The following is a 26,813-nucleotide window of genomic DNA, read 5'->3' as shown; positions in this document are numbered from 1 at the left end:
AATGATTCGTTCTTTATGGATCGCAAAAACCGGGCTGGAAGCACAGCAGCTCAATATGGACGTTATCTCCAACAACCTGGCGAACGTCAACACTAACGGCTTTAAGCGTCAGCGTGCTGTGTTTCAGGATCTGCTCTATCAGAACATGCGCCAGCCTGGCGCCCAGTCGACCGAGCAAAATACCCTGCCGAGCGGCCTGCAGCTGGGTACCGGCGTGCGTCCGGTTTCCACTCAACGCGTGCATACCCAGGGCGGCATGAACCAGACCGGTGATGAGTACGACGTGGCCATTGAAGGGGAAGGGTTCTTCCAGGTGCAGATGCCGGACGGCAGCACTGCCTACACCCGCGACGGCCATTTCTCCAAAAGCCCGGACGGGCAGCTGGTGAATGCCGAAGGCTATCCGATTCAGCCGGGGATCGTCATCCCGCAGGATGCCACCAAACTGAACATCGGCAGCGACGGTATCGTCAGCGTGAAGGTGCCCGGTCAGGCGGAAGAGCAGCAGATCGGCCAGCTGACGCTGACCACCTTCGTCAACAACGCAGGGCTCGAAAGCATCGGCGGCAATCTCTACAAAGAGACCCAGTCGTCCGGCGCGCCGAACGAGCTGAACCCCGGCATGGAGAGCGCGGGCACGCTGAAGCAGAGCTACGTGGAAATTTCTAACGTCAACGTGGCGGAAGAGCTGGTGACCATGATTCAGGTGCAGCGCGCCTACGAAATCAACAGTAAAGCGGTCTCTGCTTCTGACCAGATGCTGCAGCGTCTTTCCCAGCTTTAATCTTCTCTGGCCGCGCGAGCGGCCAGACATTTTATCGACACTGAAATGAAAATATTGTCTATGCACATTCCGGCGGCCGCGCTGCTGGCAAGCACACTGCTGCTCAGTGGCTGCGCGCACATTATGCAAAAGCCCCTCGTCGAGGGTCCTACCACGGCAACACCATTACCGATGGCACCGGCAGCGACCGGCGGTTCACTGTTTCAGGCAGGGCAGGGGATGAACTACGGCTATCAGCCGATGTTCGAAGACCGCCGCCCGCGTAACGTGGGCGATACGCTGACGATCCTGCTGCAGGAGAACGTGAGCGCCAGCAAAAGTTCCTCCGCCAGTGCCAACCGTAATGGATCGGCCGGTATGGGGCTGATCGCGGTGCCCTCGAAACTCAACAGCTGGCTGGGTGATGGCAAAGCGGATTTTGAAGCCGAAGGTAAAAACGATTTCGCCGGTAAGGGCGGCGCGGCGGCGCGCAATACCTTTACCGGCACCATCACCGTCACCGTGAAAGAGCTGCTGCCCAACGGCAACCTCGGCGTGGTGGGCGAGAAGCAGATCGCCATCAACCAGGGCACCGAATTTATCCGCTTCTCCGGCGTGGTGAACCCGCGCACCATCAGCGGCAGCAACACCGTGCCGTCCACCCAGGTGGCGGACGCGCGCATCGAGTACGTCGGCAACGGCTACATCAACGAAGCGCAGAACATGGGCTGGCTGCAACGCCTGTTCCTGAACCTCTCTCCTTTCTGATATGACCATGAAAAAAGAATCTATCCTGTTTTTTCTCAGCATCCTGCTCTACGGCATGACGCTGGCGGTACCCAAAGTGGTCCACGCGGAACGTATCCGCGATCTGGCGACGGTGCAGGGTGTGCGTTCCAACTCCCTGATGGGCTACGGGCTGATCGTCGGCCTTGACGGGACCGGCGACCAGACCATGCAGGCCCCGTTCACCGGCCAAAGCCTGAACAACATGCTCTCGCAGCTGGGGATCACCGTCCCGCCGGGCACCAATATGCAGCTGAAAAACATCGCGGCGGTGATGGTCACCGCCGAGCTGCCGCCGTTTGCCCGCCCCGGCGACAAGCTGGACATCGTGGTCTCCTCGGTGGGCAACGCTAAAAGCCTGCGCGGTGGCACGCTGCTGATGACCCCGCTGAAAGGGGCCGATAACCAGATCTACGCCATCGCCCAGGGCAACATTTTGATCTCCGGCGCGGGGGCGCAGGCGGGCGGCAGCCGCGTGCAGGTGAACCAGCTTAACGGCGGGCGTATCAGCGGCGGGGCGACCGTGGAGCGGGAAGTGCCGAACGATTTTGCCACCCAGAGCATTGTGCGCCTGCAATTGAACGAGACCGATTTCTCGCTGGCGCAGCAGATCAGCGACGCCATTAACCAGCGCTACAGCGGCGGGGCGGCGTTGCCAGAAGATGCCCGCACCGTGCGCCTGTTCGCACCGCCGGACGGTCCGTCCCGCGTACGTTTTCTGGCCGACATTCAGGACATTCCGCTACGGGTGAACGTGCAGGACGCGAAGGTGATTGTGAACTCACGCACCGGCTCGGTGGTGATGAACCGGCACGTCTCGCTCGACGCCTGCGCGGTGGCGCACGGCTCGCTGACGGTGGAGGTGATGCAGAACAACATCATCAGCCAGCCGGATACGCCGTTTGGCGGCGGCGAAACGGTAGTGGTGCCGCAGACCGATATCTCGGTGCGCGACAGCGGCGGCTCGCTGCAGCACGTGCGTAGCAGCACCGATCTGAACGCGGTGATCCGCGCCCTCAACAGCCTGGGCGCCACGCCAAACGAGCTGATGTCGGTCCTGCAGGCGATGAAAAACGCTGGCTGTCTGCGAGCGAAGCTGGAGGTGAACTGATGAACGCCTTCGATAAATTCGACCAGCCGGCGTTTGACATTCGTTCGCTGGATACGCTGAAACGGGAGGCCGGGCGGCAAACGCCCGGCGCACTGAAAGCGGCGGCAAAGCAGATGGAGGGCATTTTCGTGCAGATGATGATGAAGAGCATGCGCGATGCCACCTTTAAGGACGATCTGCTGAGCAGCCAGTCTTCCGAGATGTACACCGCGATGCACGATCAGCAGGTCGCACAAAACATTGCCGGGAGTGGTCAGCTCGGCTTTGCCGATCTTATCGTCCGCCAGCTGGGCGGGGAGGCTGATGAACCCGTGGTGAGCGCACCAGGACGTGATTTCCTGCCCCCGGGCCTTTCTCCGGCTCCCGCCACCGGCCCACTGCGTCTGCCTGCGCCCGTATCGTTCGCCAAACCGGCGGAAGGGGCGCATCCGTTTATTGCCCGTCTGCTGCGCCCGGCCCAGGCGGCCGCGCAGCAGAGCGGGCTGCATCCGCATCTGATCCTCGCCCAGGCGGCGCTGGAGTCCGGCTGGGGGAAACGTGAAATCCCGGCCGCAGACGGCCGCCCGAGCCACAACCTCTTTGGCATCAAGGCCACCAGCGACTGGCGCGGCAAAACCACCGAAATCACCACCACCGAATACATCAACGGCGTAAAGCAGAAGGTGAAAGCGGCGTTCCGCGTTTACGACTCGTACGAACACGCCCTCGCGGATTACGCGAAGCTGCTGACCAACAATCCGCGCTATCGCGGCGTGGTGCAGTCCGGTTCACCGGAGCAGGGGGCGAGGGCGCTGCAGGCAGGCGGTTATGCGACCGATCCGGCCTACGCCAAAAAGCTCATCACCATTATTCAGAAAGTGAAAGGCGATATTCAGCAGGGCGTGAATGCTTACAAAAATGATATCGACAAAATTTTTTAGTGATTTTTTGAATCACCGATGAAATAGACAGAGCCATGAACTTTCTGGCCCGGTTGCGAATGCCGGGCCCGCAAACAGGGAATATCCGGATCTTATGAATAACTTATTTAACCTGGCGAGAGGCGGCCTGAGCGTTGCGCAGGCGGCACTGCGCGTGACGGGCGATAACCTGACCAACGGCATGTCCGGCACCTACAGCCGCCGCAGCCTGATCATTGGCGAACTGGGCGGTATGACTACCGGGCAGGGCTTTTTCGGCTACGGCGCGCGCGCCGGTGGCGTAGAGCGCGCCTATGACGCCTTTGCCAACAATGAGCTGCGCGGCTCGCTGTCGCATTACGCCTCTCTCAATGGGCGGATGGAACAGCTGAGCGATATCGACAACATGCTGGCCGACGAATCCGATAACGTCTCGGTCTCGCTGAACGATATGTTCAAGGCCATGGCGACGCTGAGCGGCGATGCGGCGGACGGCCCGGCGCGCGCGGCGGTATTTAACGCCCTCGGTACGCTGGCGAACCGTTTCAACGCCAGCGCCAAACGCCTGACCGCGCTTGAGAAGAGCACCAATACGCAGATTGAGCAGAGCGCCAAAGACATCAACAGCTATACCCAGCAGCTGGCAGAGGTCAATAAACAGCTGGAGCGCGCCCAGGGGAATGGCGCCCCGCCGGCGGATCTGCTCGACCAGCGCGATGCGCTGCTGGAAAAGATGAGCGAGCATATTGGCATCACCGTTACGGAAGACAAAACCACGGGGCGGGTTGACGTGCTTCTGTCCGACGGACGTCCGCTGGTCTCCGGGGATCGCGCGTATAAACTGCAAACCTCGCCGTCGGATGCCGATCCGAACAAAACCATCGTCTCCTACGTGGATGCGAACGAGAACGCCTCGCCGCTGGATGAAAGCAGTATCACCAAAGGCCGCCTGGGCGGGCTGTTCAAGTTCCGTAATGAAGACCTGACCATTGCCCGTCAGGAGCTGGATCAGATCGCCTTTACGATGGCGAACCGTATGAACGAGCAGCATGCGGAAGGTTATACGCCTGATGGCGATAAAGGCGGTGACCTGTTCTCCCTGGCGGATATTAAAGCTTACGCCAATGCGAAGAACACCGGGACCGGCAAGCTGGGGGCGATTAACGTTACCAACTATACAGATGTGAAATCGGAAAACTACACCGTCACCAGTGATGGCGCAGGGGGATGGACGGTCACGGGCGAAGATGGACGCACCGTACCGGCCACCCTCGTTGGCGATAACCTGACCTTTGACGGGATTGAGATCGATGTTTCGGGGGGCGGCTTTGACGATGGCGACAGCTTTACCCTTAACCCCATAGCGGGTGCCGCTGAAGGGATGGCCCGCAGCTTAGGCAGCGCGCAGGAGTTTGCAGCAGCGGGGGATAAAGACGGCGGCCCTGGCGACAACACTAACCTGGAAGAGATGCTGAAAATCCAGGATCAGAAGCTCATCGGTGACGACACGCTGACCGAAGCCTACGCCAGCCTGGTGGGCACCATCGGTGACCGCGCGCGCGGCGTGAAATCCGCGCTGGTCAGCGCCGAAACCGACCTCAGGACCAAGTACGACACCAAACAGGCCCTCTCCGGCGTCAATATGGACGAAGAGTACATCAACCTGGATATGTTTAAGCAGTATTACAACGCCAACGCGCAGCTGCTGAAAACCGCGACCGATATGTTCGACGCCCTGCTGTCAATCCGATAAGGAACCGATGATGCGATTAAGTACGCTGTATATGTATAAAAATAGCGCGGAGACCATGACGAAGCGCATGAGCCAGAGCAACGACGTCTATCTGCGGATGTCGGCGGGCAAGACGCTGCTGAAAGCGTCGGATGACCCGGCGGCGGCAACCGATGCGGTGAAGCACCAGGACGCGCTGGCGAAGCTGGAGATGTATAGCAACGTGCGTTCCCGCGCCCGCGGCGCGCTGGAGTACCAAGACAATATTCTCAACGGCGTGGGGAATTTATTAACCACCACCCTGAAGGAAAAAATTGTTGCGGCGAAAACGGGTTCTTACTCGCCGGAGGATCGTCGGGCGCTAGGGGAGGAGATCAAAGGCATCCGCGCCAATCTGATGGATTTGGCCAATAACCGCGACGCCAGCGGGAACTATATTTTTTCGGGTTTTAAAACCGATACGCCTGCGTTTGATGAAGATGGCGTTTATCAGGGCAGTACGAATGCTGACCATGTTCGCAGGCTAACGGTGGCAGACGGTACCGGGATGCAGGTCAGCCATCTGGGTAGGGACATTTTTGGTGATATTTTCACGGTGCTGGAAGACGCCGTGGCGGCATTAACCGCGGATCCTGGCGACGCTGATTATGACGCTAACCTGGAAGCCGCGCTCAGCGCAGCCATGGTTGAGGTTGATGAAGGCATCAACCGTCTGGGTAAAGCCCAGGCCGAGCTGGGCACCAACCTGCAGCAGCTTGATGCGTTGGATCTCTCCGGAGACGTGCTGATCAACGACACCATTGTAAAAGTGCAAAACGCTATCGGCTCCGATACCAGCAAGCTGGTGACATTGGTCTCTGAATCTCAGATGTCGGAGCTGGCTTTTAATGCGTCGATGTTCGTCTACAAAAAAATGCAGTCGATGAACCTCTTTAATATGTCCCCCAGTTGACCGTTTAATTGACTCCCACAGGCACCGGCCGTCTGCGGCCGGTGAAAATCTATGTTAACGAAACTCAAAATTTATAGCGCAATCAGCCTTATTATTGGCCTGTTTGCGGTGATGCTGTTCGGCGTAACCGCCTATTCTGTCTATGACACAGTCTCAAATAATACCAATTTCAAACGTATTGTCGTGGCCTCTGAAAATAACGATCAGATGCGCGATGCCGCCTATAACATCAGCGCGGTAATGGCCAATACCAACGGCCTGATGCTGCAGGCAGCGCTGGGTAACCCGGTTTCTGAGAATGTTGCCAAACACACGGTGAATGTGGTGAAACTTGCGCGTCGTAATATGGATGCGTTTATGGCCTCGCCGTTTAACACCCCGGAGGAGAGTCGTCTGGCGGCTGAGGTCAATGCGGCTTTCAACGAAGTGTACAAGGTTGCCGAAATTAAGCTGGGCTACCTGCATAACCCGGCAGGGTATTCCGGGTCGCTGGAACACGATATGGAGCTGCGCACCGCGCTGCGTAATAAGGTCGATCAGTATACCGATGCCAGCGCCCGCATGAGCGAAAGCTATATTCATGCTTCCGAGCGCGGCTACCAGATTATGCTGGGCGTGGGGATTGTTGTACTCATTCTGGCCGTCGGGTTGCTGCTTGCCGTGCGTTACTGGCTGCGTCATACCCTGGTGCGTCGTATGGAGACCACGGTTGAAATGCTGCGTCGCGTGGCGGCGGGCGATCTGAGTCAGCCCATTGACGCTGGCAGCCAGAATGAAATTGGCCACATGTTGACTGAACTGGAGACCATGCGTACTTCCCTGACCAGTACGATCCTCGGCATCCGTGACAGCGTGCAGCGTATTCACACCAACGCCCAGGAAATTGCCCACGGCAATAACGATCTCTCTTCCCGTACGGAAGAGCAGGCGGCGGCGCTGCAGGAGACGGCGGCCAGCATGGAACAGATCAAAACCACCGTGCGCCAGAATGCCGATAACGCCCATGCGGCGCGTGAGCTGGCGGAAAGCGCCAGCAACAATGCCCATAACGGCGGGGAAGTGATGCAGAGCCTGGAGCAGATCATGGCGCAGATCACCACCAGCTCGCGCCAGATTGCCGACATTAACGGCGTGATCGACAGCATTGCCAACCAGACTAACATTCTGGCCCTGAACGCAGCGGTGGAAGCGGCACGAGCAGGTGAGCAGGGGCGTGGCTTTGCGGTAGTGGCAGAAGAGGTGCGTAACCTGGCAAAACGCAGCGCCGATGCGGCCAAAGAGATCAACCAGCTGATCAATACCAGCGTGAACAATATCGATGTCGGTTCACGTCAGGTCGGGCAGGCCAGCACCGTGATGCAGGAGATTGTGACCTCTGTTGCGCAGGTAACGCAGATCATGGGCGAAATCACCTCGGCGTCTGACGAGCAGAGCGCGGGTATCAATCAGATTTCCCAGGCGGTCAACGAAATGGATCTAGTGACCCAGCAGAATGCGGCGATGGTGGAAGAGGCGGCAATGGCGGCGGGCGAACTGGAAGCGCAGTCCGATGCGCTGGAGAAACTGGTGGCGCAATTCAGGTTGAACCATGAGAGCGCGATGGCGAAGGTGCCTGTGGAAGTGAATAAACCGCAGCGTCAAAAAGAGCCCGACCTGGCCCAGTGGGAAACCTTTTAATTTTATTAAATACCGCCATTAATCTCGCTATTTTATAAAATAGCCTGTTAATACAGACGAAGTAACAGAATGCGCATTTTTATAAAGGCTTATCGCACTATTTGAATGCGCCATTTCACCGGATAATTCTTTAAGAGAATAGCAGGTGGAATGCAATCGTGGATGGTATTTACACGGCCGAAGGGCTGGAAAATAAATCGGTAGTCTGGTCTAAATATCACTATCTGGTGCGGCAGGAGGCATTGCGTTTACATAAGCGACTTCCTGCCAGCGTCGAGCTGGATGATTTAATTCAGGCGGGCTCAATCGGTTTTTTAAGTGCAGTCGAGAGTTTTGACCCCAAAAAAGGGGTAACGCTTACGGCGTGGATCGCCCAGCGGGTGAAATGGGCATTATTAGATGAGCTGAGAGAAAGTGACTGGGTTCCACGTCGGGTACGCACCCATACGCGTGAAATTGTCGCGCTTATTCAGCAAATCGAGCAGGAAAAAGGGGGCGAAGCTACTGAAGCTGAAATCGCCGAACGCATGGGCGTCTCGTTGCAGGAATTTCAGCAGATGCTGGCAGATAATAACGCCAGCCAGATGTACTCGGTTGATGAGCTGCAGGAGAATTATGCCGACAGCTGGGAGACAAACGGCGATGAGAATGAACAGCTTAATCCACTGAATGACGCTATCAAAGAAAATTTGATAGAACGGATCGCTGAGCATATTCAGTATATACCCGAAAGGGAACAAGTGCTTTTACAGCTCTATTATCTGCAGGATTTGAATATGAAAGAGATTGGGCTGGTGCTGGGGATTACGGAAACACGCGTGAGTCAGTTACATAGTCTGGCCGTGAAAAGGTTAAGAAGCCGTATGGAATCAGCTTAACGTGAATTACAGGATATTAACATTTATATTGTTAATACTGGTTTCTCTGCAGGATTAATCATTAAAATCAAGGTTTAATAACGTTTAATAATGCTTTATTAACTTATAAAATCAACGAGTTAACATCAATTTGTGGATTTGAGGAAATTTCTGTCGCTTGTTCGGAAAATACTTAGTGTTTATGATTTTGCCAGTTTTGAGATGCAGCCTCCTTTGGCATTGACTCATTTACTGAGGAAGAATGACTTACCTTGGTGAATATCAATACCAAAAGACTCTCTGCATCAGTTCGGAAACGTTATCTATCTTAACTGACATGCCAGCTTTTGGCTGAATAACATTGGGAGTTTTCGCCTGTGTCCAATTTTGACGAGTATCTGCAAAATATTCACGATATTAACCTGTCCTATCTTCTGCTGGCGCAGCAGCTGATCCGTCAGGATAAATTTGCGGCGGGTTTTCGCCTTGGATTGTCTGAAGGCACAATTGATAACCTGAAAGAACTTTCGCTGCCACAATTAATGAAGCTGGCCACCACTAATCAGCTTATCTGTCGTCTGCGGGTTGACGATGAAGTTGTGATTGAAAATCTGACCAAGGATTCGCGTATTGAAGCGCTGCAGCAAATTCACACCGGCATTATTTTGTCGACCAATCTTCTTAATGCCTTAAGCGAAGAAGATGCCATTACCGCGGAGGAGGCATAATCATGTGTGGTGAAAAGAGTCTGCTGCAGGAAATTGACGAAGTAAATATCGCCATGGGGTTAATTTCTCTCGGGGCGAGAATGCAGGTGCTGGAATCGGAAACATCACTCAGCCGCCGTCGCCTGCTTCGTTTATATAAAGAGTTGCGCGGCTGTCCGCCGCCAAAAGGGATGCTGCCCTTTTCCGAAGACTGGTTTATGTCGTGGGAGCAGAATATTCACTCTTCCATGTTCTACAACATTTACCTCTATTTGAAAAAGACCGAGCAGGGCCGCTCCATTGAAATGCTGATGAAGACCTATCGTCTTTATCTGGAACAGTGCAGTACCTGTTCTGATGAGAAGCCGGTGCTGGGGCTGACCCGAGCCTGGACATTATTACGCTTTATCGACTGCGGCATTATTTCGCGTAAAGCCTGTAGCGTGTGTGGTGGTGGTTTTATCGTCACCACCGAATTTATTAAAAACCCATTTACCTGCAGCTTGTGCAGCCCGCCGTCGCGCGCGCTTAAAAAATCCCAGGTGAGCAATACCGGGCTTCTGGGCTCGTTTGCCGCGCCGGAAATCATGACGGCGTAACCCCAGACGGCTGTGCGCAAGATGGCGTTTATACCCTAAATAATTCGAGTTGCAGGAAGGCGGCAAAGGAGTGAATCCCCAGGAGCTTACATAAGTAAGTGACTGGGGTGAGCGAGTGCAGCCAACGCACATGCAACTTGAAGTATGACGGGTATACCTGATGCCGGGAAAACCGGCATCGGTCAAAAAAGTAAAAGGAGAGAGTGTGTTAGTTATTGTTGGCTATCTTGTTGTCATATTGACCGTTTTTGGTGGTTTTCTTCTGTCCGGCGGTAACCTGATGGCGCTGTTTCAGCCGCTGGAATTGCTGATTATCGGCGGTGCCGGGGTCGGGGCGTTTATTGTCGGCAACAATATTAAATCCCTGAAGTCGACGGGGAAGGCGCTGGTTAAAATCTTTGTCGGTAAGCGCTACAACAAAGCGGTGTATATGGATTTGATGGCGCTGATGTTTCTGCTGCTCTCCCAGAGCCGCGTTCACGGGCTGATGTCTCTGGAAAAGGACATTGAAGACCCGCAGAACAGCGATATTTTCAGCGCCTATCCCCGCCTGATGAGCGACCCAATGCTCGCCAACTTTATCCTCGACTACTTCCGTCTGATGATTGGCGGCAGCATGAATTCCCATGAAATCGAAGCCCTGATGGACGAGGAGATCGAAACCTGTGAAGAAGAGCTGGAAGTGCCCGCCCACAGCCTGAACACGGTTGGCGATGCGTTTCCGGCATTCGGTATTGTAGCGGCGGTAATGGGGGTGGTTAACGCGCTGGGGTCGGCGGATCGCCCGGCGGCGGAGCTGGGTATGCTGATTGGCCACGCGCTGGTGGGCACCTTCCTCGGGATCCTTATCGCTTATGGTTTTGTCTTACCGCTGGCGACATTGCTGCGCCAGAAGAGTTCTGACCAGGTCAAAATTTTGCAGTGCATTAAGGTAACGCTGCTCTCCAGCCTGAATGGTTATGCCCCGCAGATTGCGGTTGAGTTTGGTCGTAAAACCATCTTTACCAGCGAACGCCCGTCGTTTGAAGAGCTTGAAGAGCACGTGCGTGAAGTCAAATCTAACGCCACGCTGAAAACCAAAACCTCGGACGGCGCCGCATGAAGAACGTCACGCCTGTCATCATTTCACGTAAGCGTAAGAAAAAGAAACATGCCCACCACGGTGGGACATGGAAGATTGCCTATGCCGATTTTATGACCGCGATGATGGCGTTCTTTCTGGTGATGTGGCTGCTGTCGCAGTCCACGGACATGGAAAGGGAGCTCATTGCCGATTACTTCCGTATGCCGCTGAAGCCCTCGATGGCCAACGGCGATAAAACCAGCCTGAGCGACAGCGTCATTCCCGGGGGAGGGGATGACATTCTCAAGCGGCAGGGTGAGGTGTTTAAAGGACAAATTGCCAGTATCGATAAGCACAAGCGCTTCGAAAGCCTGAAGCAGGCGAAAGAGAAGCTGCAGAAGATGATCGAAACCGATCCGCGGCTGAATAACTTTAAATCCAACATTCTGCTCAACCTCACCAACGACGGTCTGCTGATCCAGATCACCGACTCGCAGGACCGCCCGATGTTCCGCGTCGGCAGCGAACTGCCGGAATCCTACATGAACGGCATTCTGCAGGCGCTGGTGCCGCTGCTGCAGGAGTTGCCAAACGCGTTGAGCCTGACGGGGCACACCGATTCGCTGCCGTATGCCGGTGGCGACGGCGGATACAGCAACTGGGAGCTATCCGCCGGGCGCGCAAATGCCGCCCGCCGGGTGTTGGTCCGGGGCGGCCTTAACGATGAACGCTTCTTACGCGTGATTGGCACCGCCAGCCGAATGCCGCTGGAGAACACATCCCCGGACAGTGCGGTGAACCGCCGCATCAGCATCCTGGTGCTCAGCCGCTCGAAAGAGCAGGAGATCCGTCTGGAAGATACGCAGGCTCAGCGTGCAGATAGCGTGCTGAGCGATATCAATCTGCAAAATGTGCAGGGCTATACCGATGGACATGAATGATTTTTCGCAGATTTTCTTTACCGAGGCGGAAGAACTGCTGACTGAGATGGAGCAGCTTTTGCTGCAGCTTGACATAGAAGCACCGGACCAGGAGCAACTGAACGCCATCTTTCGTGCGGCGCACTCGCTGAAAGGGGGTGCAGCCACCTTTGGCTTTACCGCATTACAGGAGACGACCCACCTGCTGGAGAACCTCCTTGACCAGGCGCGGGCAGGGGAGAGAACGCTCAGTCGCTCAATCATCAACCTTTTTCTGGAATGTAAGGACATTATGCAAGCGCAGCTGGAAGCCTATCAGTCTTCGCAGGAGCCTGATGAAGCCCGTTATCGCTATATCTGTGAAGCCCTGAGGGAGATTGCCCTTGAAGGCCAGCAGCCTGTGACGCCAGCCGAACCCGCGCCAGCGTCGGCCAGTACGATGCAGGAAACGGAAACCACACTGGTGGTGACCCTGCGTAACGTCGGGGCGCGCGAACAGACGACGCTGCGCGACGAGCTGACCAACATGGGCGAGGTGACAGACGTTGAGGCGACGTCAGACAGCATGACGGTCACGCTACAGACCACTGCCTCGGCGGAGGATATCACCGCCGTGCTCTGTTTTGTGCTCGACAGCAAGCAGATCGAGGTCCGTTCTGCACAAGCCACTCCGCCGGTACCAACGCCTGCTGCGCTACCTCAAACCGTTATCAAAAAAGCGCCTCCTGCACCGCGCGCAGCCAGTCAGGAGTCGGGCAGCATTCGCGTGGCGGTGAGTAAAGTCGACCAGATCATCAACCAGGTCGGGGAGCTGATTATCACCCAGGCAATGCTCTCCCAGCTGTCGAAAACCCTCGATCCGGCCAGCTACGATTTGCTGTCCGGCTGCGTGGCGCAGATGGAGCGCAACACCCGCGAGCTGCAGGAGTCGGTGATGTCGATCCGTATGATGCCGATGGACTACGTCTTTAGCCGCTTCCCGCGTCTGGTGCACGACCTGGGCGCTCGCCTGAATAAAGAGGTAGAACTGACCCTGAAAGGCGGTTCCGCCGAGCTGGATAAGAGCCTGATTGAGCGCATTATCGACCCGCTTACCCACCTGGTGCGTAACAGCCTCGACCACGGCATTGAAGAGAAAGAGGTGCGCGCCGCAAAAGGCAAACCGGTGACCGGGAACCTGACGCTTTCAGCCGAACACCACGGCGGCAATATCGTGATTGAGGTCAGCGACGACGGTGCGGGGCTGAACCGGGAGAAAATTCTCGCCAAAGCCCGCTCTCAGGGGATGACCATCAGCGACACCATGAGTGATGACGACGTGTGGATGCTGATCTTCGCCGCCGGTTTCTCTACCGCCGAGAGCGTGACGGATGTCTCCGGGCGTGGCGTCGGCATGGACGTGGTGCGACGCAACATTCTGGCGATGGGCGGCCACGTGGACGTGCTCTCGACGCCGGGGGCCGGGACCACCATTCGCATTATTCTGCCGCTGACGCTGGCGATCCTCGACGGCATGCTGGTGAAGGTGGGGGACGAGATTTACGTCCTGCCGCTGGGCGCGGTGATGGAGTCGCTGCGGCCGACCGAGAACATGCTGTGCCGCTTTGTCGGCGAAGAGCGTCTGCTGCAGGTGCGCGGCGAATATCTGCCGCTGGTGCTGCTGCGCCAGCGCCTCTCGGTGGCGGGCGAGGCGCCTGCCGATGACGGCATTGTGGTTATTGTGCAAAGCGCGGGCTGCCGCTATGCGTTGTGGGTCGATCAGCTTATCGGCCAGCAGCAGGTGGTGGTTAAGAACCTTGAACATAACTATCGCAAAGTGCCTGGCGTCTCTGCAGCGACCATCCTCGGGGATGGCAGCGTGGCGCTGATCCTTGATGTGGTTGAGCTTTCAACGCTCAACGCTCCACAACCCCAGAGGGAGGGGGTAAACGCATGACTGTAGCAACCGCCAGTAAACCCGCCGCAACCGACGCCATCGCCCAGGAGTACCTCGTATTCCGCCTGGGCGACGAAGAGTTCGGCATTGATATCCTTAAAGTGCAGGAGATCCGTGGCTGCGATCGCCTCACGCGCATTCCGAACGCGCCGAACTTTATTACCGGCGTAACCAACCTGCGCGGCGTGATTGTGCCGATTGTCGATCTGCGCGTGCGCTTTGATCTGCCCGACCCGTCACAGGACGACAAAACGGTGGTCATCGTGCTCAATCTGAACGATCGCGTGGTGGGTATCGTGGTTGACGGCGTGGCGGACGTGCTGTCGATCGATGTGGATAACATCAAGCCGACCCCGGACGTGGCCTCGGTGCTCTCTGGCCGCTACCTGCTTGGGCTGGGCGTGCTCGACAGTCGAATGATTATTCTGGTGAATATTGAGATGCTGCTGAGCCGTGAAGAGATGGCGCTGGTGGATTCGGTGACCGAGTCATACATCGACTCTCACTAAGGCGCATCGCGCTTTCTGGATCCGCATCAGCGGTGGAGGTTGCCGCTGATTCATAAGTCGCTATTATGAATATTCGAGTTTCCAGAAAGCGCTAAGGATTGCCAGAATCTATGCCCGTCAATTTCGACCTCAACGATCTTTATGCCTTCAGAGCGCTGGTGGAGTACGGTAACTTCCGTATTGCCGCAGAATCTATCTGCCTCTCCCAGTCCGCCTTAAGCCGCCGCATTGAAAAGCTGGAGACCGCCGTCGGCGCGAAACTGTTCGACAGAACCACCCGGCGCGTGACGCTGACGCTCTTCGGGCAGACCTTTGCCGACCGCTGCGGGCAGCTTCTGGAAAACGTGGAAACGATGCTGGCGGATATCGACAAGGTGAGCGAGGAGCGCACCGGGCTAATTACCGTTGCCACCGTGCCTTCGGCGGCCTGCCATTTTATGCCGGAGGTGATCCGCCAGTTTCATCGCCGCTATCCGCGCGTGCGCATCAAGCTTATCGACAGCAGCGCGGGCAACGTCATTGACGCGGTGGCCAGCGGGCAGGCGGATTTTGGCATCTGTTTTGCGAGGAGCCTGCAGCCAGATCTCACCTTTATTCCTCTGGTGGAGGATGTATACGTCGCCGCGTGTCGTCGCGATCATCCGCTGGCGGGACGCAAGAGTCTGACCTGGCAGGCGTTTTATCAGCAGGATTACATCAGCCTGGACATTACATCGGGGAACCGGAATCTGCTCGATCAGATGCTCGGCCATATTAAGCCGGAGCGCTCGGGGATCTGCGAGACGCGCCACGTCACCACGATGCTGGGAATGGTAGAGGCGGGGATTGGCATTGCTGCCGTCCCCGCCATGTCAATGCCACACTCTGAGCACTCCTTCCTGACGCACATTCCGCTGACCGAGCCCGAGGTCAAACGCACTGTCGGGCTGATCCGGCGCAGCGGGCGTATTCAGTCGTGGATTGCCGCTGAGCTGGAAACACTCATTACTGCGCGTTATCGCGCGGCGGAGTGACGGGGATCATCCCGGTGGCGGTGATGGTCTCCTGCGCGTTTGCTGATGCGAGGTAATCCAGCAGCGCTTTACCTTCGGAAGGATGCTCCGCGTGAGCGGTGACCGCGCCGGCAAAACGGGTGATGTACTGCAGGTTATCCGGCAGTTTGCCGACAAAGGTTACGCCGGGCACGGGTAACAACTCGCTGACCTGCTGGAAACCCACGGCGTATTTCCCTTTTGCCACCTCGGAGGCGACCGGTATGCGCTCCACCTTATGCGCTTTGCCCTCTACCTGTGCTTCAATCCCCAGCTTTTTGAAGAGCTCTGTTTGCACATACCGGCCGCTGGCGCTGTCGGAATAGGCGATGGTGCTGGCCCTAAGCAGAGTCTGTTTGAGCGCGCTATCGGTCGCGATATCCGGTACCGGCGAGCCGGCTTTCACCACCACGCCGATGGGCGAATCCGCCAGTTCAACGCGCGAGCCTTCTTTGACCATCCGGTCATTCGCCAGGTGCGCCAGTGCATCACCCACCATAATCACCACGTCTGCTTTTTCACCGCGCGCCAGTCGGTTGGGGATCGCCTGCGGCGTCTGTCCCATCGACGGCCCCGGGATCAGCACGATATGGTCGCCCGTCCGGGCTTCATACTGGGGGGCGAGTTTTTCCAGCGCGGCCTTAAAACCGCCTGAAATCATGACCGTCACCTCCTGGGCCAGCGCGCCTGCGCTGGTCGCCAGTATTACCAGCCCGGTCAGACCTGAACGTACAAATATGCGCATATTATCCTCTCTGTACTTGCAGACTCATCGCGCTGCGACGGTAGAGATAAAGCGTTGCCAGCAACGCGCAGATCGCCGCGAAGCTCATCCAGTAGCCCGGGGAGGCTTTATCACCGGTGTACTCAATCAGGGCCGTTGAAATGACCGGTGTAAACCCGCCGAAGATCGCGGTAGCAAGGCTATACGCCAGTGAGAAACCGGCAACACGCACTTCAACCGGCATGATCTCCGTCAGCGCCGGGATCATCGCGCCGTTATAGAGGCCATAGAGGAAGGAGAGCCACAGCAATACGCTCAGCATCATGGAGAAGCTCGGTGCCTGCGCCAGCAGCGTCAGGGCCGGATAGCTGGTTGCCAGCGCCAGCAGCGTCATGGCAACCAGCACCGGTTTACGGCCGAAGCGGTCCGACAGGGCTCCGCCCACCGGCAGCCAGATAAAGTTGGAGATGGCCACCAGCAGCGTCACCAGCAGGCTGTCGGAGGCGCTGAGCATTAACACTTTTTTGCCGAAGGTAGGCGCATAGACGGTGATCAGGTAGAACGCGGTGGTGGTCATGGCGACCATCAGCATGCCCGCGACCACAACCGGCCAGTTCGCCAGCAGGGTGGTAAAGACCTGACGCATCGCCAGCGTGTGACGGCGGGTGCGAAACTCTTCGGTCTCTTCCAGCTTGCGGCGCAGGAAGAAGATAAACGGCACAATCAGGCAGCCGAACAGGAACGGGATCCGCCAGCCCCATTCACGGATGGCGCTCTCTTCCAGCATCGCGTTCAGCGCAAAGCCCATTGCGGCGGCCACCATAATCGCCACCTGCTGGCTGCCGGATTGCCAGCTGGTAAAGAAGCCTTTGCGACCCGGCGTGGCAATTTCAGCCAGGTAGACCGACACCCCGCCAAGCTCCGCCCCGGCGGAAAAGCCCTGCAGCAAGCGTCCAGCCAGCACCAGCAGTGGCGCCCACAGGCCGATGCTCTCATAAGAGGGGATCAGCACAATCAGGAAGGTTCCGGCCGCCATAATCGACAGGGTGGTGATTAACCCTTTACGGCGACCCACCTTGTCGATGTAAGCCCCGAGGACAATCGCGCCAATGGGGCGCATTAAGAAGCCAGCGCCAAAGACGGCGAAGGTCATCATCAGCGAGGCAAACTCACTGCTCGCCGGGAAGAAGGTATGCGCGATGTAGGTGGCATAGAACCCGAACAGGAAGAAGTCGAATTGCTCAAGGAAATTGCCCGAGGTGACGCGAAGTATCGCGCCCGCTCTTGCGCGAACGGTTGCAGGTGGGGTTGAGGAAATCATGGTCGTCTCCAGTTTTTTATTGACGTGTTGTCCGTCTGTTTCTGAAAACTGGCGCATTAAACGGAAATTAATAAGCGCAAATCACGCATGGACTGATGCGTGCTGCACATCAATGACAGGACGTTGACCGGGATTTACATGCCTAACAATAACTTAACAATTCATTGATTTTTCATTCACCATAATTCGCTAAGTGGCTGATATCGCCATTTTGTGATATCGCGCAGAAGGGCAGAATAGCCGCTGCTCTTGTCGGGTGGCGCTTCGCTTACCCGACCTGTGAATTTTTTAGGCCCGTGCAAGCGTAGCGCCGCCGGGCAAAACTGGCAGAGCGCTCTATTCAGCGCAGCGCCTGTGCAATCGCGCTAAACATCAGCGACGCTTCCAGCGGCTGGGCGCTGAAAGACGGCTCCGCCTGCGGCCAGGTGGACCACTGGACGATCACCAGGTTTTCCTTTTGATTCACCATAATCATCTGGCCAAAAATCCCCAGCGCCCAGAGTGAATCTTTCAGGGAATCCTCTGGCGCGGGCTTAACGTCTTTTGCCGTGGCGGGCACCTCGTTATTCCACCACTGATAGCCGTACAACCCTTTCGGATGCGCGTCTGAGACGGAACCTTTCGCCTGCGTCCAGTCTGACGACTCTTTTACCCAGCCGTCAGGCAGGATCTGTTTGCCCGAAGGGAGCGTACCGTTATGCAGGATAAATTCGCCGAAGCGGCCCCAGTCTTCCAGCGTGGCGTTAAAGCCGTGCGCGCCGACATCGTGCTCACCTTTACGGTAGGCATGCCATACGCCGTCGTTCGCCATCCCGTACGGCTGCCAGATGCTTTTCTCCAGGTACGCCGCCAGCGTCATACCGGTGGCGCGCTCCAGCACGTCACCCAGCAGCCACGCGCCACCCGATGAATAGGACCAGTTCTCTCCGGCCGGGTGTTCCCGATGTAACCCCTTCACCAGCTTACGCACGCAGTCGTAGGTGCCCGGCTTCGCTTCGCATTCGGTAAGCTGTGCGAAATCAGACTGTGGGTTGGTGTAGTCTTCGTTCCACGCCACGCCAGAGGTGTGAGTGATCAGCTGTCTCAGCGTCACGCCATCCCACGCCGTGCCTTTTAAATCGGGTTCGTAGCGGGTGATAAGATCGTCAAGGGAGTGGATTTTGCCCTCTTTAAGGGCGACCCCGACCAGCGCAGAGACCACGGATTTCCCCACCGAACGTGATGTCCAGAGCGTGGAATCGGTATTGCCTTCACCCAGATATTTCCATGCAATTTTGCCGTCCTTCAGCACCAGCATGCCGCTGACGTTCTGGCGCTTCACGTAATCCTGGAGGGTATAGGTCTTGCCATTAACCTGATACCGGGCGTCGGTAAGCGGTTTCTCTGCTGCCAGCAGCGGTGTGGCCTTTCCGTGGCGGAAAACATCGCCCGCGTAGTTGCGATAGTCGTTACGAAAGCCCACCACGCGATCCGCCTGACTCCAGGTGAGCATGCTGTGCGTGTCGGGAAGGGTTGCGTCAAACGGTGCAGGACACTGGTTGAGGTCGGTGCCATGACAGGCAGCCATAACGGCAGGGGATAAGAGGCTGCTGACCACCAGTGCGGCGAGCAGGCTGCGGTTTAACGTTTTGTTTTTCATGTTTATCTCGTTTGGTTCAGGAAGGACTTCAGTTTAAGAAGCCGCGCCCTATAATAAAAAACGGGTTATGGGGGAAATTCCCCCGAAAAACGGAATGAAGGGAGAGCAGGCGATGGTCTATTCATTTGCCCAGCTGGAGGCGTTTACCGCGGTGGCAGAGCACGGCAGCCTGATGAAGGCGGCCATTAAGCTCGGTAAAGACCGTACGACCCTGCGCGATCTGATCGATTTTCTTGAGGACGGGCTGGGTTATGCCCTGTTCCTGCGCGAGGGACGCAGCGTGCGGCTAACGCCTGAAGGGGAACAGCTTCAGCGACAGGCGCACCTGCTGATGCGTCAGGTGAAAGCCTTTGAGGCCTTTGCCAGAGCGGTGCCGGACAGCGCGACGCAGGACATTGCTCTTGTTTACGATCCGTTCACTCCCCGGGCTTTTCTGCAGGCGCTGATTGCAGAGATGGCGGCACAAAAAATACGCCTGAGCCTGACCAGCGCGTCGCGTGACGAGGCCGAAGCCCTGCTGGCGAGCGGAGAGGCGGATTTAGGTATCTGCCAGGCGCGCAACCGCAGCGTGGGTAATGAGATGGAGTGGCGGGCTCTGGGAGCCATCGACATGGATTTTTACGCCGCAGACGCGCTTTTTGCGAAGGTTGCCACGCCGGTTTCGCTGCTCGATCTCTCTCTGGTTCCGCAGGTGGTTATGCATGCCGCGTCAGATGAACCGGTTGCCCGTCGTCTGCAAATTGCCGGGCATACCCTTTTCACTAATGAAATTGAGATGCTGCGCGGCCTGCTGGAACAGGGCTGTGGCTGGGGCTTTTTGCCGACCCATCTTCATGCGACGCAGTGGAAAAACGTAAAAAGGCTGCCCACCGAAGTGGGCAGCCAGGGGATAAGTCAGACGATGGTCACTATCTGGAAGCCGGGCAGCGACAAGCGTGAGAGGATCAATCAAACGTTGTCGCGGCTGCCGGCACTATGGAAACGCTCAGCGCTGTGAACATCCCTGGCACTGTTTGTTCTGGATCTGCTGGAAGAAGTCGTTACCTTTGTCATCCACCAGGATAAACGCCGGGAAGTTCTCCACTTCGATTTTCCAGATGGCTTCCATTCCCAGTTCCGGGTACGCCACGCACTCCAGGCTCTTGATGCTGTTTTGCGCCAGTACCGCCGCCGGGCCGCCGATGCTGCCCAGGTAGAAGCCGCCGTGTTTGTGGCAGGCATCCGTCACCTGCTGGCTGCGGTTGCCTTTGGCCAGCATGATCATGCTCGCGCCGTGGGACTGCAGTAAATCCACATACGAGTCCATGCGGCCCGCAGTGGTTGGGCCGAGGGAGCCGGAGGCATAACCTTCCGGTGTTTTGGCCGGGCCCGCGTAGTAAATCGGATGGTCTTTAACGTACTGCGGCAGTTCCTCGCCGTTGTCGAGCAGCTCTTTCAGCTTCGCGTGGGCGATATCACGCGCCACGATGATGGTGCCGTTCAGCGACAGGCGGGTAGAGACCGGGTGCGCGGAAAGCTGCGCCAGGATCTCGTTCATCGGCTTGTTGAGGTTGATGCTGACCACGTCGCCTTCGCCCTGCTGGCGCAGCGATTCAGGAATGTACTGACCCGGGTTGTGTTCCAGTTTTTCAATCCAGATCCCGTCGCGGTTGATTTTCGCTTTGATGTTACGGTCTGCGGAGCAGGAGACACCCATGCCGATTGGGCAGGAGGCACCGTGGCGCGGCAGGCGGATCACGCGGATATCGTGAGCGAAGTATTTACCACCAAACTGCGCACCCAGACCCAGGTTCTGCGCTTCCTGGAGCAGTTCCTGTTCGAGCTGAACATCGCGGAACGCCTGGCCGTGCTCGTTCCCCTCGGTAGGCAGGGCGTCGTAGTAGCGGGTGGAGGCCAGCTTCACCGTTTTCAGCGTCGCTTCCGCGGAGGTTCCGCCAATCACGAAGGCAATATGGTAAGGCGGACAGGCCGCGGTACCCAGGGTACGCATTTTCTCCACCAGATAGTTTTTCAGCTTCGCCGGGGTGATCAGCGCTTTGGTTTCCTGATAGAGGTAGGTTTTGTTGGCTGAACCGCCGCCTTTCGCCATGCAGAGGAATTTGTACTCGTCGCCGTCGACGCTGTAGAGGTCGATCTGCGCAGGCAGGTTGGTGCCGGTGTTCACCTCTTTATACATATCCAGCGCCGCGTTCTGGGAGTAGCGCAGGTTGTCTTCGATGTAGGTGTTGTACACCCCCTGACTCAGCGCGGCTTCATCGCCACCGCCGGTCCAGACGCGCTGGCCTTTTTTACCCATGATGATCGCTGTGCCGGTATCCTGGCAGGTTGGCAGCACGCCTTTAGCGGCGATTTCAGAGTTACGCAGGAACTGCAGGGCAACGTACTTATCGTTCTGGCTCGCTTCCGGATCGTTAAGAATGGCGGCGACCTGCTTCTGATGGGAAGGACGCAGCATAAACGCAGCATCGTGGAACGCCTGCTGCGCCAGCAGCGTCAGCGCCTCTGGCTCGACTTTCAGGACTTCCTGACCGTCGAACTCGGCAACGGAGACGTGCTCTTTGGTCAGCAGATAATATTCGGTGTCGTCGTGCGCGAGTGGGAAGGGGTTTTGATAAAAAAACGGTTTGTTTGACATAGCTTGCTCCAGAAAAATAAAACCGCCGGAGGAGAAGTCCGGCGGTCAGGAATCAGAACATCATGGACATCCACGGATAACCAATCAGCAGCAGGGCCGCCAGGAAGATGGCACCGAAGATAGTGCCCAGGCGCCAGTAGTCTTTGGTTGGCAGGTAGCCACTACCGTAGTAAATCGGGCTTGGGCCGGTACCGTACGGGGTGATGATCCCCATCACACCCAGCGAGGTCACCATCAGCAGGACGAAGACTTCCATATTCATGCCCGGAATGGTGGAGGCGATGGTCAGCATCGCCGGCAGCAGCGCGGTGGTGTGCGCGGTGGTGCTGGCAAACAGGTAGTGCAGCAGGTAGAACGCCAGCAGCAGCACGATGGTGGCAACGCCCGGCGAGATACCGCTCATTAACAGACCGCCTTCTTTACCCAGCCAGTTGATAAAGCCGGTAGAGGAGAGGGCATCTGCCAGCGCGACCAGGGTGGCGAACCAGACAAAGGTGTTCCACGCGGCTTTGTTGCCGGTGATATCGTTCCACTCCAGCACGCCGGTCCACAGCATCAGACCCACAATCAGCAGGGCAGCCATGGCTGGTTCAATCCACGCGGCGGCGAAGATCCACATCAGCAGCGCACAGCACACGAACACCAGCAGCAGAATTTCATTGCGGGACAGTTTGCCCAGTTTTTCCAGTTCACGGGTTGCCCACAGCGGTACTTCATTATTCACTTTGACTTCTGGTGGGTAGAACCAGTAGGCCAGCAGCGGCATGGTCAGAATCAGCAGGATGCCCAGCGGCAGGAAGGCGAGGAACCAGGTACCCCAGGAGATATCAATCCCTACCGTGCTTTTCACCAGCGCCAGTGCCAGCAGGTTCGGCGCCAGGGCGGAGAGGAACATCGAGCTGGTGATACAGGCCGCGGTGATCGCCACCCACATCAGGTACGAACCAATTTTACGCGCGCTTGGGTCGTTTGGTTTTGAGCCATACAGCGGCGGCAGGTTAGCGATGATCGGGTAGATGGTCCCGCCGCTACGTGCGGTGTTGGACGGCGTAAACGGTGCCAGCAGCAGGTCCGCGAAGGTGATGGCATAACCGAGCGTCAGGCTGCGACGGCCGAGATATTTCACCAGAATCAGCGCCAGACGGTGGCCGAAGCGGGTTTTATCATAGCCCGCGGCGAACATGAAGGCGCCGAAGATCAGCCACACAGTCGAGTTACCAAACCCGCTCACGGCCCACTTAAAGGAGGCACCCGCCAGCTTGAATTTCGGGTCGGCCAGCTGTTCAGGGCTGAACAGCACCCACTGGCTGCACAGCGCAATCGCCACCACGCCAGTCAGACCGATCACCGCGCCCGGCAGCGGTTCGAAGATTAAGCCGACGATCACGCCGACAAAGATCGCGAAGTAGTGCCACGCATAAGGCGGCAGTCCTTCTGGTACCGGAACAAACAGCAGCAGGACGGCGACGATAACGGGCAATGCCATCATCAGCAGTCGTTTTGCTTTCCCATTTGATGCCTGGTTCGCCACAGGGGGCGTTACAGCAGTTTTTGTATTCATAGTTTCACGTCTTAAGTTGTCAAAAATTCGGTCGCACTGAAAAACAAAATTGCTTTCTTAAGTTTCTTTGCTTTTTTTAGTTATTAAAGGTGCTGATTTGTATTTTCAGTAATAGCGATTTAACGCATTTTGGTTTGCGCTAAATTAAAAATTGATGATGTTTTTATATTGCGCTTTTGGATGCCATAACTATTGATCGCGATCAAAAAAAGAGAATTGCAGCGGTATTTTTATGCTTTTATTAATAACCACTCTGGCGTATGTGGGTATTACGTATATTATGAGTTCAATTTATCATTTCTGTAACAATGTCGAATTTTGATAATTTTTATATGATTGATTTGTATGGGTTTTATTGGTTTTTGGAGAAATGGTTTTACCATTGGTTATTTAACGAATTTTAAATTATTGTGAATGGCTAAATTACAATCGCTAACACCAATGTGTTATTTGTGTTATCGCAGGGATTAAATAGTTTTTTAACTAACGTAATAACTTTAGAAACTAAAAAAATCATTATATTAATATCATGACATCGGCAAATAACGACGAAATAAAAAATCAATCCGATAACGAATTCTTAATTTTTAAAGTTTGGAGTTTCAATTATGAGCACTAACGAACGTATTCTGAGCCCCTTCACATTACCGAATGGCACTGAGCTGAAAAACCGTTTGTTAATGGCACCCATGACCACCTGTACCGGCTATTACGACGGCACGGTCACCAGCGAGCTGGTGGAGTACTATCGGGCCCGTTCCGGCAGCATTGGTACCATTATTGTTGAATGCTGCTTTATCGATGATCTCGGCCTTGCGTTCCCCGGCGCGATTGGTATCGATAACGACGAGAAAATCGCCGGGCTGGCGAAAATCGCGGACGCCATTAAATCCAAAGGCTCGAAAGCCCTGCTGCAGATCTACCACGGCGGCCGTATGGTCGATCCAAAACTGATCGGTGGCCGCATGCCGGTTGGCCCAAGCGCCGTTGCCGCGCCGCGTGATGGGGCCGCCACGCCGGTTGCCCTGACCGGTGAAGAAGTGGAAGGCATGATCGGCAAGTTTGGTGAAGCCGTTCGCCGCGCTATCCAGGCTGGTTTCGACGGGGTTGAAATTCACGGCGCAAATACCTACCTGATTCAGCAGTTCTACTCCCCGAACTCTAACCAGCGCGACGACGAGTGGGGCGGCAGCCGCGATAACCGCGCTAAATTCCCGCTGGCGGTGCTGGATATCACGCACAAAATGGTGCGCCAGTACGCGGACGACGCGTTCATTATTGGCTACCGTTTCTCCCCTGAAGAGCTGGAAGTCCCGGGTATCCGCTTTGAAGACACCATGTACCTGCTGGAAAAACTGGCGGCGCGCGGTGTGGATTATCTGCACTTCTCCGTAGGGGCGACCCTGCGTCCTTCCATTGTCGACACGCAGGACCCAACCCCGCTCATCAAAAAATATTGCGCCATGCGCTCTGAAACCCTGGCTCAGGTTCCGGTGATGGGTGTCGGCGGCGTGGTGAATGCCGCAGACGTTAACGAGGCGCTGGATAGCGGTTACGACCTGATTGCCGTGGGGCGCGCTACCATCGCTTACCCGGACTGGACTGACCGGATCGCAGCCGGTGAAAGCCTGGAGCTGTTTATGGACAGCACCAAACGCGAAGAGCTGAGCATTCCTGAACCACTGTGGCGCTTCTCGCTGGTGGAAGCGATGATCCGCGATATGAGCATGGGCGAATCAAAATTCAAGCCAGGCATGTTCACTGAGAAGGTGCAGGACGATGTTAACGAACTGGTAATCAACGTCAGTCTGGAAACCGATCGCATCGCCGATATTGCGCTGGCGTCTGGCCCGAGCGAAGACGTTGAGTTTGTCACCAGCTTTGAAGAGATCCGCACCCGCATTCTGGACGCCAACACCCCGCACGTGGATGCCATCACGGGTGCAACCAGCCAGAGTGAAGCGGTGAAAAAAGCGGTCTCTAAAGCGATGCTGAAATCCAGCAAAGCGCTGGCGGCAGAAGAGGGCGCTGACCCGAACGCGACCCGCAGCGTGGATGTGGTGGTAGTGGGTAGCGGCGGTGCCGGTCTGGCCGCAGCCATTCAGGCCCACGATGAAGGCGCGAGCGTGCTGATCGTTGAGAAGATGCCAACCATCGGCGGGAACACCATCAAAGCTTCTGCCGGGATGAATGCCGCCGAGACGCGCTTCCAGCGGGTGAAAGGGATCCAGGACAGCAAAGAGCTGTTCTACCAGGAGAGCCTGAAAGGGGGCGGTAACAAGAACAACCCGGAACTGCTGCGCCGCTTCGTGGAGAATGCGCCTCAGGCGATTGAATGGCTGGCAACCCGCGGCATTATGCTGAATGACATCACCACCACCGGCGGGATGAGCATTGACCGTACGCACCGTCCAAAAGACGGCTCTGCGGTAGGCGGCTATCTGATCAGCGGCCTGGTGCGTAACGTCAACAAACGCAACATCGACGTAATGCTTGATACGTCCGTCAGCGAGATCCTGTTCGAAAACGGCGAAGTCACCGGCGTGCGTCTGACCACAGAAGAGAACGAAACCCTCACCGTGACCACTAAAAGCGTCATTGTCGCCACCGGTGGCTTCAGCGCCAACAGCCAGATGGTGGTGAAATACCGCCCTGACCTGGAAGGTTTTGTCACCACCAACCACAAAGGGGCAACCGGCGGCGGTATCGGGCTGCTGGAACGCATCGGTGCCGGTACGGTAGATATGGGCGAGATCCAGATCCACCCAACCGTTGAGCAGAAAACCTCGTACCTGATTTCCGAATCCATTCGCGGCGGCGGAGCGATTCTGGTGAACCAGCAGGGGAACCGTTTCTTCAATGAGATGGAAACTCGCGATAAAGTCTCGGCGTCAATCATCGCACTGCCGGAGAAATACGCGTATATCGTCTTTGACGAGCACGTTCGTGCCAAAAACAAAGCGGCGGATGAGTACATCGCCAAAGGCTTTGTGACCAGCGCCAGCTCGCCAAAAGCCCTGGCCGAGGCGCTGGGTATGGATTACCACGCTTTCCTGGCGACCCTTGAGCGCTACAACGGCTTTGTTGAAAAACAGCATGACGATGATTTTGGCCGTACCACCGCGCTGCGTGCGCCCATCAACGAAGGGCCGTTCTATGCCATTCAGATTGCGCCGGGCGTGCACCACACCATGGGCGGCGTGACCATCAACACCGAAACCTGCGTGCTGGACAGCAACCACAACGTGCTGCCAGGGGCGTTTGCGGCCGGTGAAGTGGTCGGCGGGATCCACGGCGGTAACCGTATCGGCGGTAACGCGGTGGCAGATATCATTATTTTTGGTACGCTTGCAGGACATCAGGCGGCTATGCGTTCGAAAAAGCAGTAAGA

The 26,813-nt window shown here is 56.5% G+C and carries 22 protein-coding genes; 17 read left to right on the top strand and 5 right to left on the bottom strand.

The genetic code is table 11. The features are described 5' to 3' along the window. The first annotated feature begins 1 nt into the window (after position 1). The 15 genes from flgG (at position 2) to VF709_RS02590 (ending at position 15,524) form a co-directional block, all read left to right on the top strand. A complete protein-coding gene (gene flgG, locus VF709_RS02660) occupies positions 2–784 on the top strand; it encodes a flagellar basal-body rod protein FlgG (RefSeq protein ID WP_013097778.1) in 783 nt (260 codons plus the stop codon). A gap of 60 nt (positions 785–844) precedes the next feature. Further along, a complete protein-coding gene (locus tag VF709_RS02655; RefSeq protein ID WP_072094995.1) occupies positions 845–1,531 on the top strand; it encodes a flagellar basal body L-ring protein FlgH in 687 nt (228 codons plus the stop codon). Between the two features lies 1 nt (position 1,532). After that, positions 1,533–2,660 carry a flagellar basal body P-ring protein FlgI gene (locus tag VF709_RS02650; protein ID WP_038420016.1) on the top strand — a complete coding sequence of 376 codons (1,128 nt, stop codon included), beginning with the start codon at positions 1,533–1,535 and terminating at the stop codon, positions 2,658–2,660. Further along, a complete protein-coding gene (flgJ, locus tag VF709_RS02645) occupies positions 2,660–3,580 on the top strand; it encodes a flagellar assembly peptidoglycan hydrolase FlgJ (RefSeq protein ID WP_062728816.1) in 921 nt (306 codons plus the stop codon). The genes VF709_RS02650 and flgJ overlap by 1 nt, the downstream gene beginning before the upstream one ends. Before the next feature lie 94 nt (positions 3,581–3,674). Next, a complete protein-coding gene (gene flgK, locus VF709_RS02640) occupies positions 3,675–5,312 on the top strand; it encodes a flagellar hook-associated protein FlgK (protein ID WP_063252312.1) in 1,638 nt (545 codons plus the stop codon). Positions 5,313–5,322: 10 nt separating this feature from the next. Further along, on the top strand, positions 5,323–6,243 hold the full coding sequence (gene flgL / locus VF709_RS02635; RefSeq protein ID WP_013097773.1) for a flagellar hook-associated protein FlgL: 921 nt from the start codon (positions 5,323–5,325) through the stop codon (positions 6,241–6,243). 51 nt (positions 6,244–6,294) lie between these two features. Beyond that, positions 6,295–7,920, top strand: coding sequence for a methyl-accepting chemotaxis protein (locus VF709_RS02630; protein WP_062728814.1), 1,626 nt, complete (start codon positions 6,295–6,297; stop codon positions 7,918–7,920). A gap of 158 nt (positions 7,921–8,078) precedes the next feature. Continuing rightward, the gene (fliA, locus tag VF709_RS02625) at positions 8,079–8,798 is read left to right on the top strand and encodes an RNA polymerase sigma factor FliA (RefSeq protein ID WP_029882543.1); all 720 of its coding nucleotides are present in this window, start codon (positions 8,079–8,081) and stop codon (positions 8,796–8,798) included. 356 nt (positions 8,799–9,154) lie between these two features. After that, positions 9,155–9,505: a flagellar transcriptional regulator FlhD gene (gene flhD, locus VF709_RS02620; protein WP_013097770.1), complete on the top strand. Its 351-nt coding sequence runs from the start codon at positions 9,155–9,157 to the stop codon at positions 9,503–9,505. A 2-nt stretch (positions 9,506–9,507) separates the two neighbouring features. Further along, entirely contained in the window at positions 9,508–10,083 is a 576-nt protein-coding gene (flhC, locus tag VF709_RS02615; RefSeq protein WP_029882544.1) for a flagellar transcriptional regulator FlhC, read from the top strand. A 205-nt stretch (positions 10,084–10,288) separates the two neighbouring features. Further along, positions 10,289–11,185, top strand: coding sequence for a flagellar motor stator protein MotA (motA, locus tag VF709_RS02610; RefSeq protein ID WP_029882545.1), 897 nt, complete (start codon positions 10,289–10,291; stop codon positions 11,183–11,185). Next, positions 11,182–12,087 carry a flagellar motor protein MotB gene (gene motB / locus VF709_RS02605; protein WP_013097767.1) on the top strand — a complete coding sequence of 302 codons (906 nt, stop codon included), beginning with the start codon at positions 11,182–11,184 and terminating at the stop codon, positions 12,085–12,087. Before motA ends, motB begins: the two co-directional genes overlap by 4 nt. After that, on the top strand, positions 12,074–14,002 hold the full coding sequence (gene cheA / locus VF709_RS02600; RefSeq protein WP_149896257.1) for a chemotaxis protein CheA: 1,929 nt from the start codon (positions 12,074–12,076) through the stop codon (positions 14,000–14,002). The genes motB and cheA overlap by 14 nt, the downstream gene beginning before the upstream one ends. Continuing rightward, positions 13,999–14,511, top strand: a complete 513-nt coding sequence (locus tag VF709_RS02595; RefSeq protein ID WP_440230853.1) for a chemotaxis protein CheW — start codon at positions 13,999–14,001, stop codon at positions 14,509–14,511. Before cheA ends, VF709_RS02595 begins: the two co-directional genes overlap by 4 nt. A gap of 110 nt (positions 14,512–14,621) precedes the next feature. Continuing rightward, positions 14,622–15,524, top strand: coding sequence for a LysR family transcriptional regulator (locus VF709_RS02590; RefSeq protein ID WP_062728812.1), 903 nt, complete (start codon positions 14,622–14,624; stop codon positions 15,522–15,524). On the opposite strand, the gene VF709_RS02585 is transcribed toward VF709_RS02590, so the two are convergent. The 3 genes from VF709_RS02585 to VF709_RS02575 all read right to left on the bottom strand — a co-directional run bounded on the left by VF709_RS02585 (position 15,496) and on the right by VF709_RS02575 (position 19,226). Next, on the bottom strand, positions 15,496–16,287 hold the full coding sequence (locus VF709_RS02585) for a substrate-binding domain-containing protein (RefSeq protein WP_440230852.1): 792 nt from the start codon (positions 16,285–16,287) through the stop codon (positions 15,496–15,498). The genes VF709_RS02590 and VF709_RS02585 overlap by 29 nt on opposite strands. A gap of 1 nt (position 16,288) precedes the next feature. Beyond that, entirely contained in the window at positions 16,289–17,587 is a 1,299-nt protein-coding gene (locus tag VF709_RS02580) for an MFS transporter (RefSeq protein WP_045292556.1), read from the bottom strand. 340 nt (positions 17,588–17,927) lie between these two features. Continuing rightward, positions 17,928–19,226 carry a serine hydrolase domain-containing protein gene (locus tag VF709_RS02575; protein WP_062728810.1) on the bottom strand — a complete coding sequence of 433 codons (1,299 nt, stop codon included), beginning with the start codon at positions 19,224–19,226 and terminating at the stop codon, positions 17,928–17,930. A 94-nt stretch (positions 19,227–19,320) separates the two neighbouring features. Here VF709_RS02575 and VF709_RS02570 point away from each other — a divergent pair, with 94 nt between their 5' ends. Then, positions 19,321–20,223, top strand: coding sequence for a LysR family transcriptional regulator (locus VF709_RS02570; RefSeq protein WP_040020097.1), 903 nt, complete (start codon positions 19,321–19,323; stop codon positions 20,221–20,223). Here the strand turns inward: VF709_RS02570 and fumA are convergent. After that, positions 20,212–21,861: a class I fumarate hydratase FumA gene (fumA, locus tag VF709_RS02565; RefSeq protein WP_020687590.1), complete on the bottom strand. Its 1,650-nt coding sequence runs from the start codon at positions 21,859–21,861 to the stop codon at positions 20,212–20,214. The genes VF709_RS02570 and fumA overlap by 12 nt on opposite strands. A 52-nt stretch (positions 21,862–21,913) precedes the next feature. After that, a complete protein-coding gene (locus tag VF709_RS02560) occupies positions 21,914–23,422 on the bottom strand; it encodes an anion permease (RefSeq protein WP_440230851.1) in 1,509 nt (502 codons plus the stop codon). 608 nt (positions 23,423–24,030) lie between these two features. Here VF709_RS02560 and VF709_RS02555 point away from each other — a divergent pair. Next, the gene (locus VF709_RS02555) at positions 24,031–26,811 is read left to right on the top strand and encodes a flavocytochrome c (RefSeq protein ID WP_062728809.1); all 2,781 of its coding nucleotides are present in this window, start codon (positions 24,031–24,033) and stop codon (positions 26,809–26,811) included. Positions 26,812–26,813 lie beyond the last annotated feature (2 nt).

It is taken from the genome of Enterobacter sp. Lyrl_3 (assembly GCF_051948675.1).
Lineage (GTDB): Bacteria > Pseudomonadota > Gammaproteobacteria > Enterobacterales > Enterobacteriaceae > Enterobacter > Enterobacter cloacae.
This window is presented reverse-complemented; position numbering and strand designations above follow the sequence as displayed.

What these genes read in the sequence shown, in the direction of transcription:
- flgG (WP_013097778.1), top strand. Translation starts at nt 2, where the DNA reads ATGATTCGTTCTTTATGGATCGCAAAAACCGGGCTGGAAGCACAGCAG.
- VF709_RS02655 (WP_072094995.1), top strand. Translation starts at nt 845, where the DNA reads ATGCACATTCCGGCGGCCGCGCTGCTGGCAAGCACACTGCTGCTCAGT.
- VF709_RS02650 (WP_038420016.1), top strand. Translation starts at nt 1,533, where the DNA reads ATGACCATGAAAAAAGAATCTATCCTGTTTTTTCTCAGCATCCTGCTC.
- flgJ (WP_062728816.1), top strand. Translation starts at nt 2,660, where the DNA reads ATGAACGCCTTCGATAAATTCGACCAGCCGGCGTTTGACATTCGTTCG.
- flgK (WP_063252312.1), top strand. Translation starts at nt 3,675, where the DNA reads ATGAATAACTTATTTAACCTGGCGAGAGGCGGCCTGAGCGTTGCGCAG.
- flgL (WP_013097773.1), top strand. Translation starts at nt 5,323, where the DNA reads ATGCGATTAAGTACGCTGTATATGTATAAAAATAGCGCGGAGACCATG.
- VF709_RS02630 (WP_062728814.1), top strand. Translation starts at nt 6,295, where the DNA reads ATGTTAACGAAACTCAAAATTTATAGCGCAATCAGCCTTATTATTGGC.
- flhC (WP_029882544.1), top strand. Translation starts at nt 9,508, where the DNA reads ATGTGTGGTGAAAAGAGTCTGCTGCAGGAAATTGACGAAGTAAATATC.
- motB (WP_013097767.1), top strand. Translation starts at nt 11,182, where the DNA reads ATGAAGAACGTCACGCCTGTCATCATTTCACGTAAGCGTAAGAAAAAG.
- cheA (WP_149896257.1), top strand. Translation starts at nt 12,074, where the DNA reads ATGGACATGAATGATTTTTCGCAGATTTTCTTTACCGAGGCGGAAGAA.
- VF709_RS02595 (WP_440230853.1), top strand. Translation starts at nt 13,999, where the DNA reads ATGACTGTAGCAACCGCCAGTAAACCCGCCGCAACCGACGCCATCGCC.
- VF709_RS02590 (WP_062728812.1), top strand. Translation starts at nt 14,622, where the DNA reads ATGCCCGTCAATTTCGACCTCAACGATCTTTATGCCTTCAGAGCGCTG.
- VF709_RS02585 (WP_440230852.1), bottom strand. Translation starts at nt 16,287, where the DNA reads ATGCGCATATTTGTACGTTCAGGTCTGACCGGGCTGGTAATACTGGCG.
- VF709_RS02580 (WP_045292556.1), bottom strand. Translation starts at nt 17,587, where the DNA reads ATGATTTCCTCAACCCCACCTGCAACCGTTCGCGCAAGAGCGGGCGCG.
- VF709_RS02575 (WP_062728810.1), bottom strand. Translation starts at nt 19,226, where the DNA reads ATGAAAAACAAAACGTTAAACCGCAGCCTGCTCGCCGCACTGGTGGTC.
- VF709_RS02570 (WP_040020097.1), top strand. Translation starts at nt 19,321, where the DNA reads ATGAAGGGAGAGCAGGCGATGGTCTATTCATTTGCCCAGCTGGAGGCG.
- fumA (WP_020687590.1), bottom strand. Translation starts at nt 21,861, where the DNA reads ATGTCAAACAAACCGTTTTTTTATCAAAACCCCTTCCCACTCGCGCAC.
- VF709_RS02560 (WP_440230851.1), bottom strand. Translation starts at nt 23,422, where the DNA reads ATGAATACAAAAACTGCTGTAACGCCCCCTGTGGCGAACCAGGCATCA.
- VF709_RS02555 (WP_062728809.1), top strand. Translation starts at nt 24,031, where the DNA reads ATGAGCACTAACGAACGTATTCTGAGCCCCTTCACATTACCGAATGGC.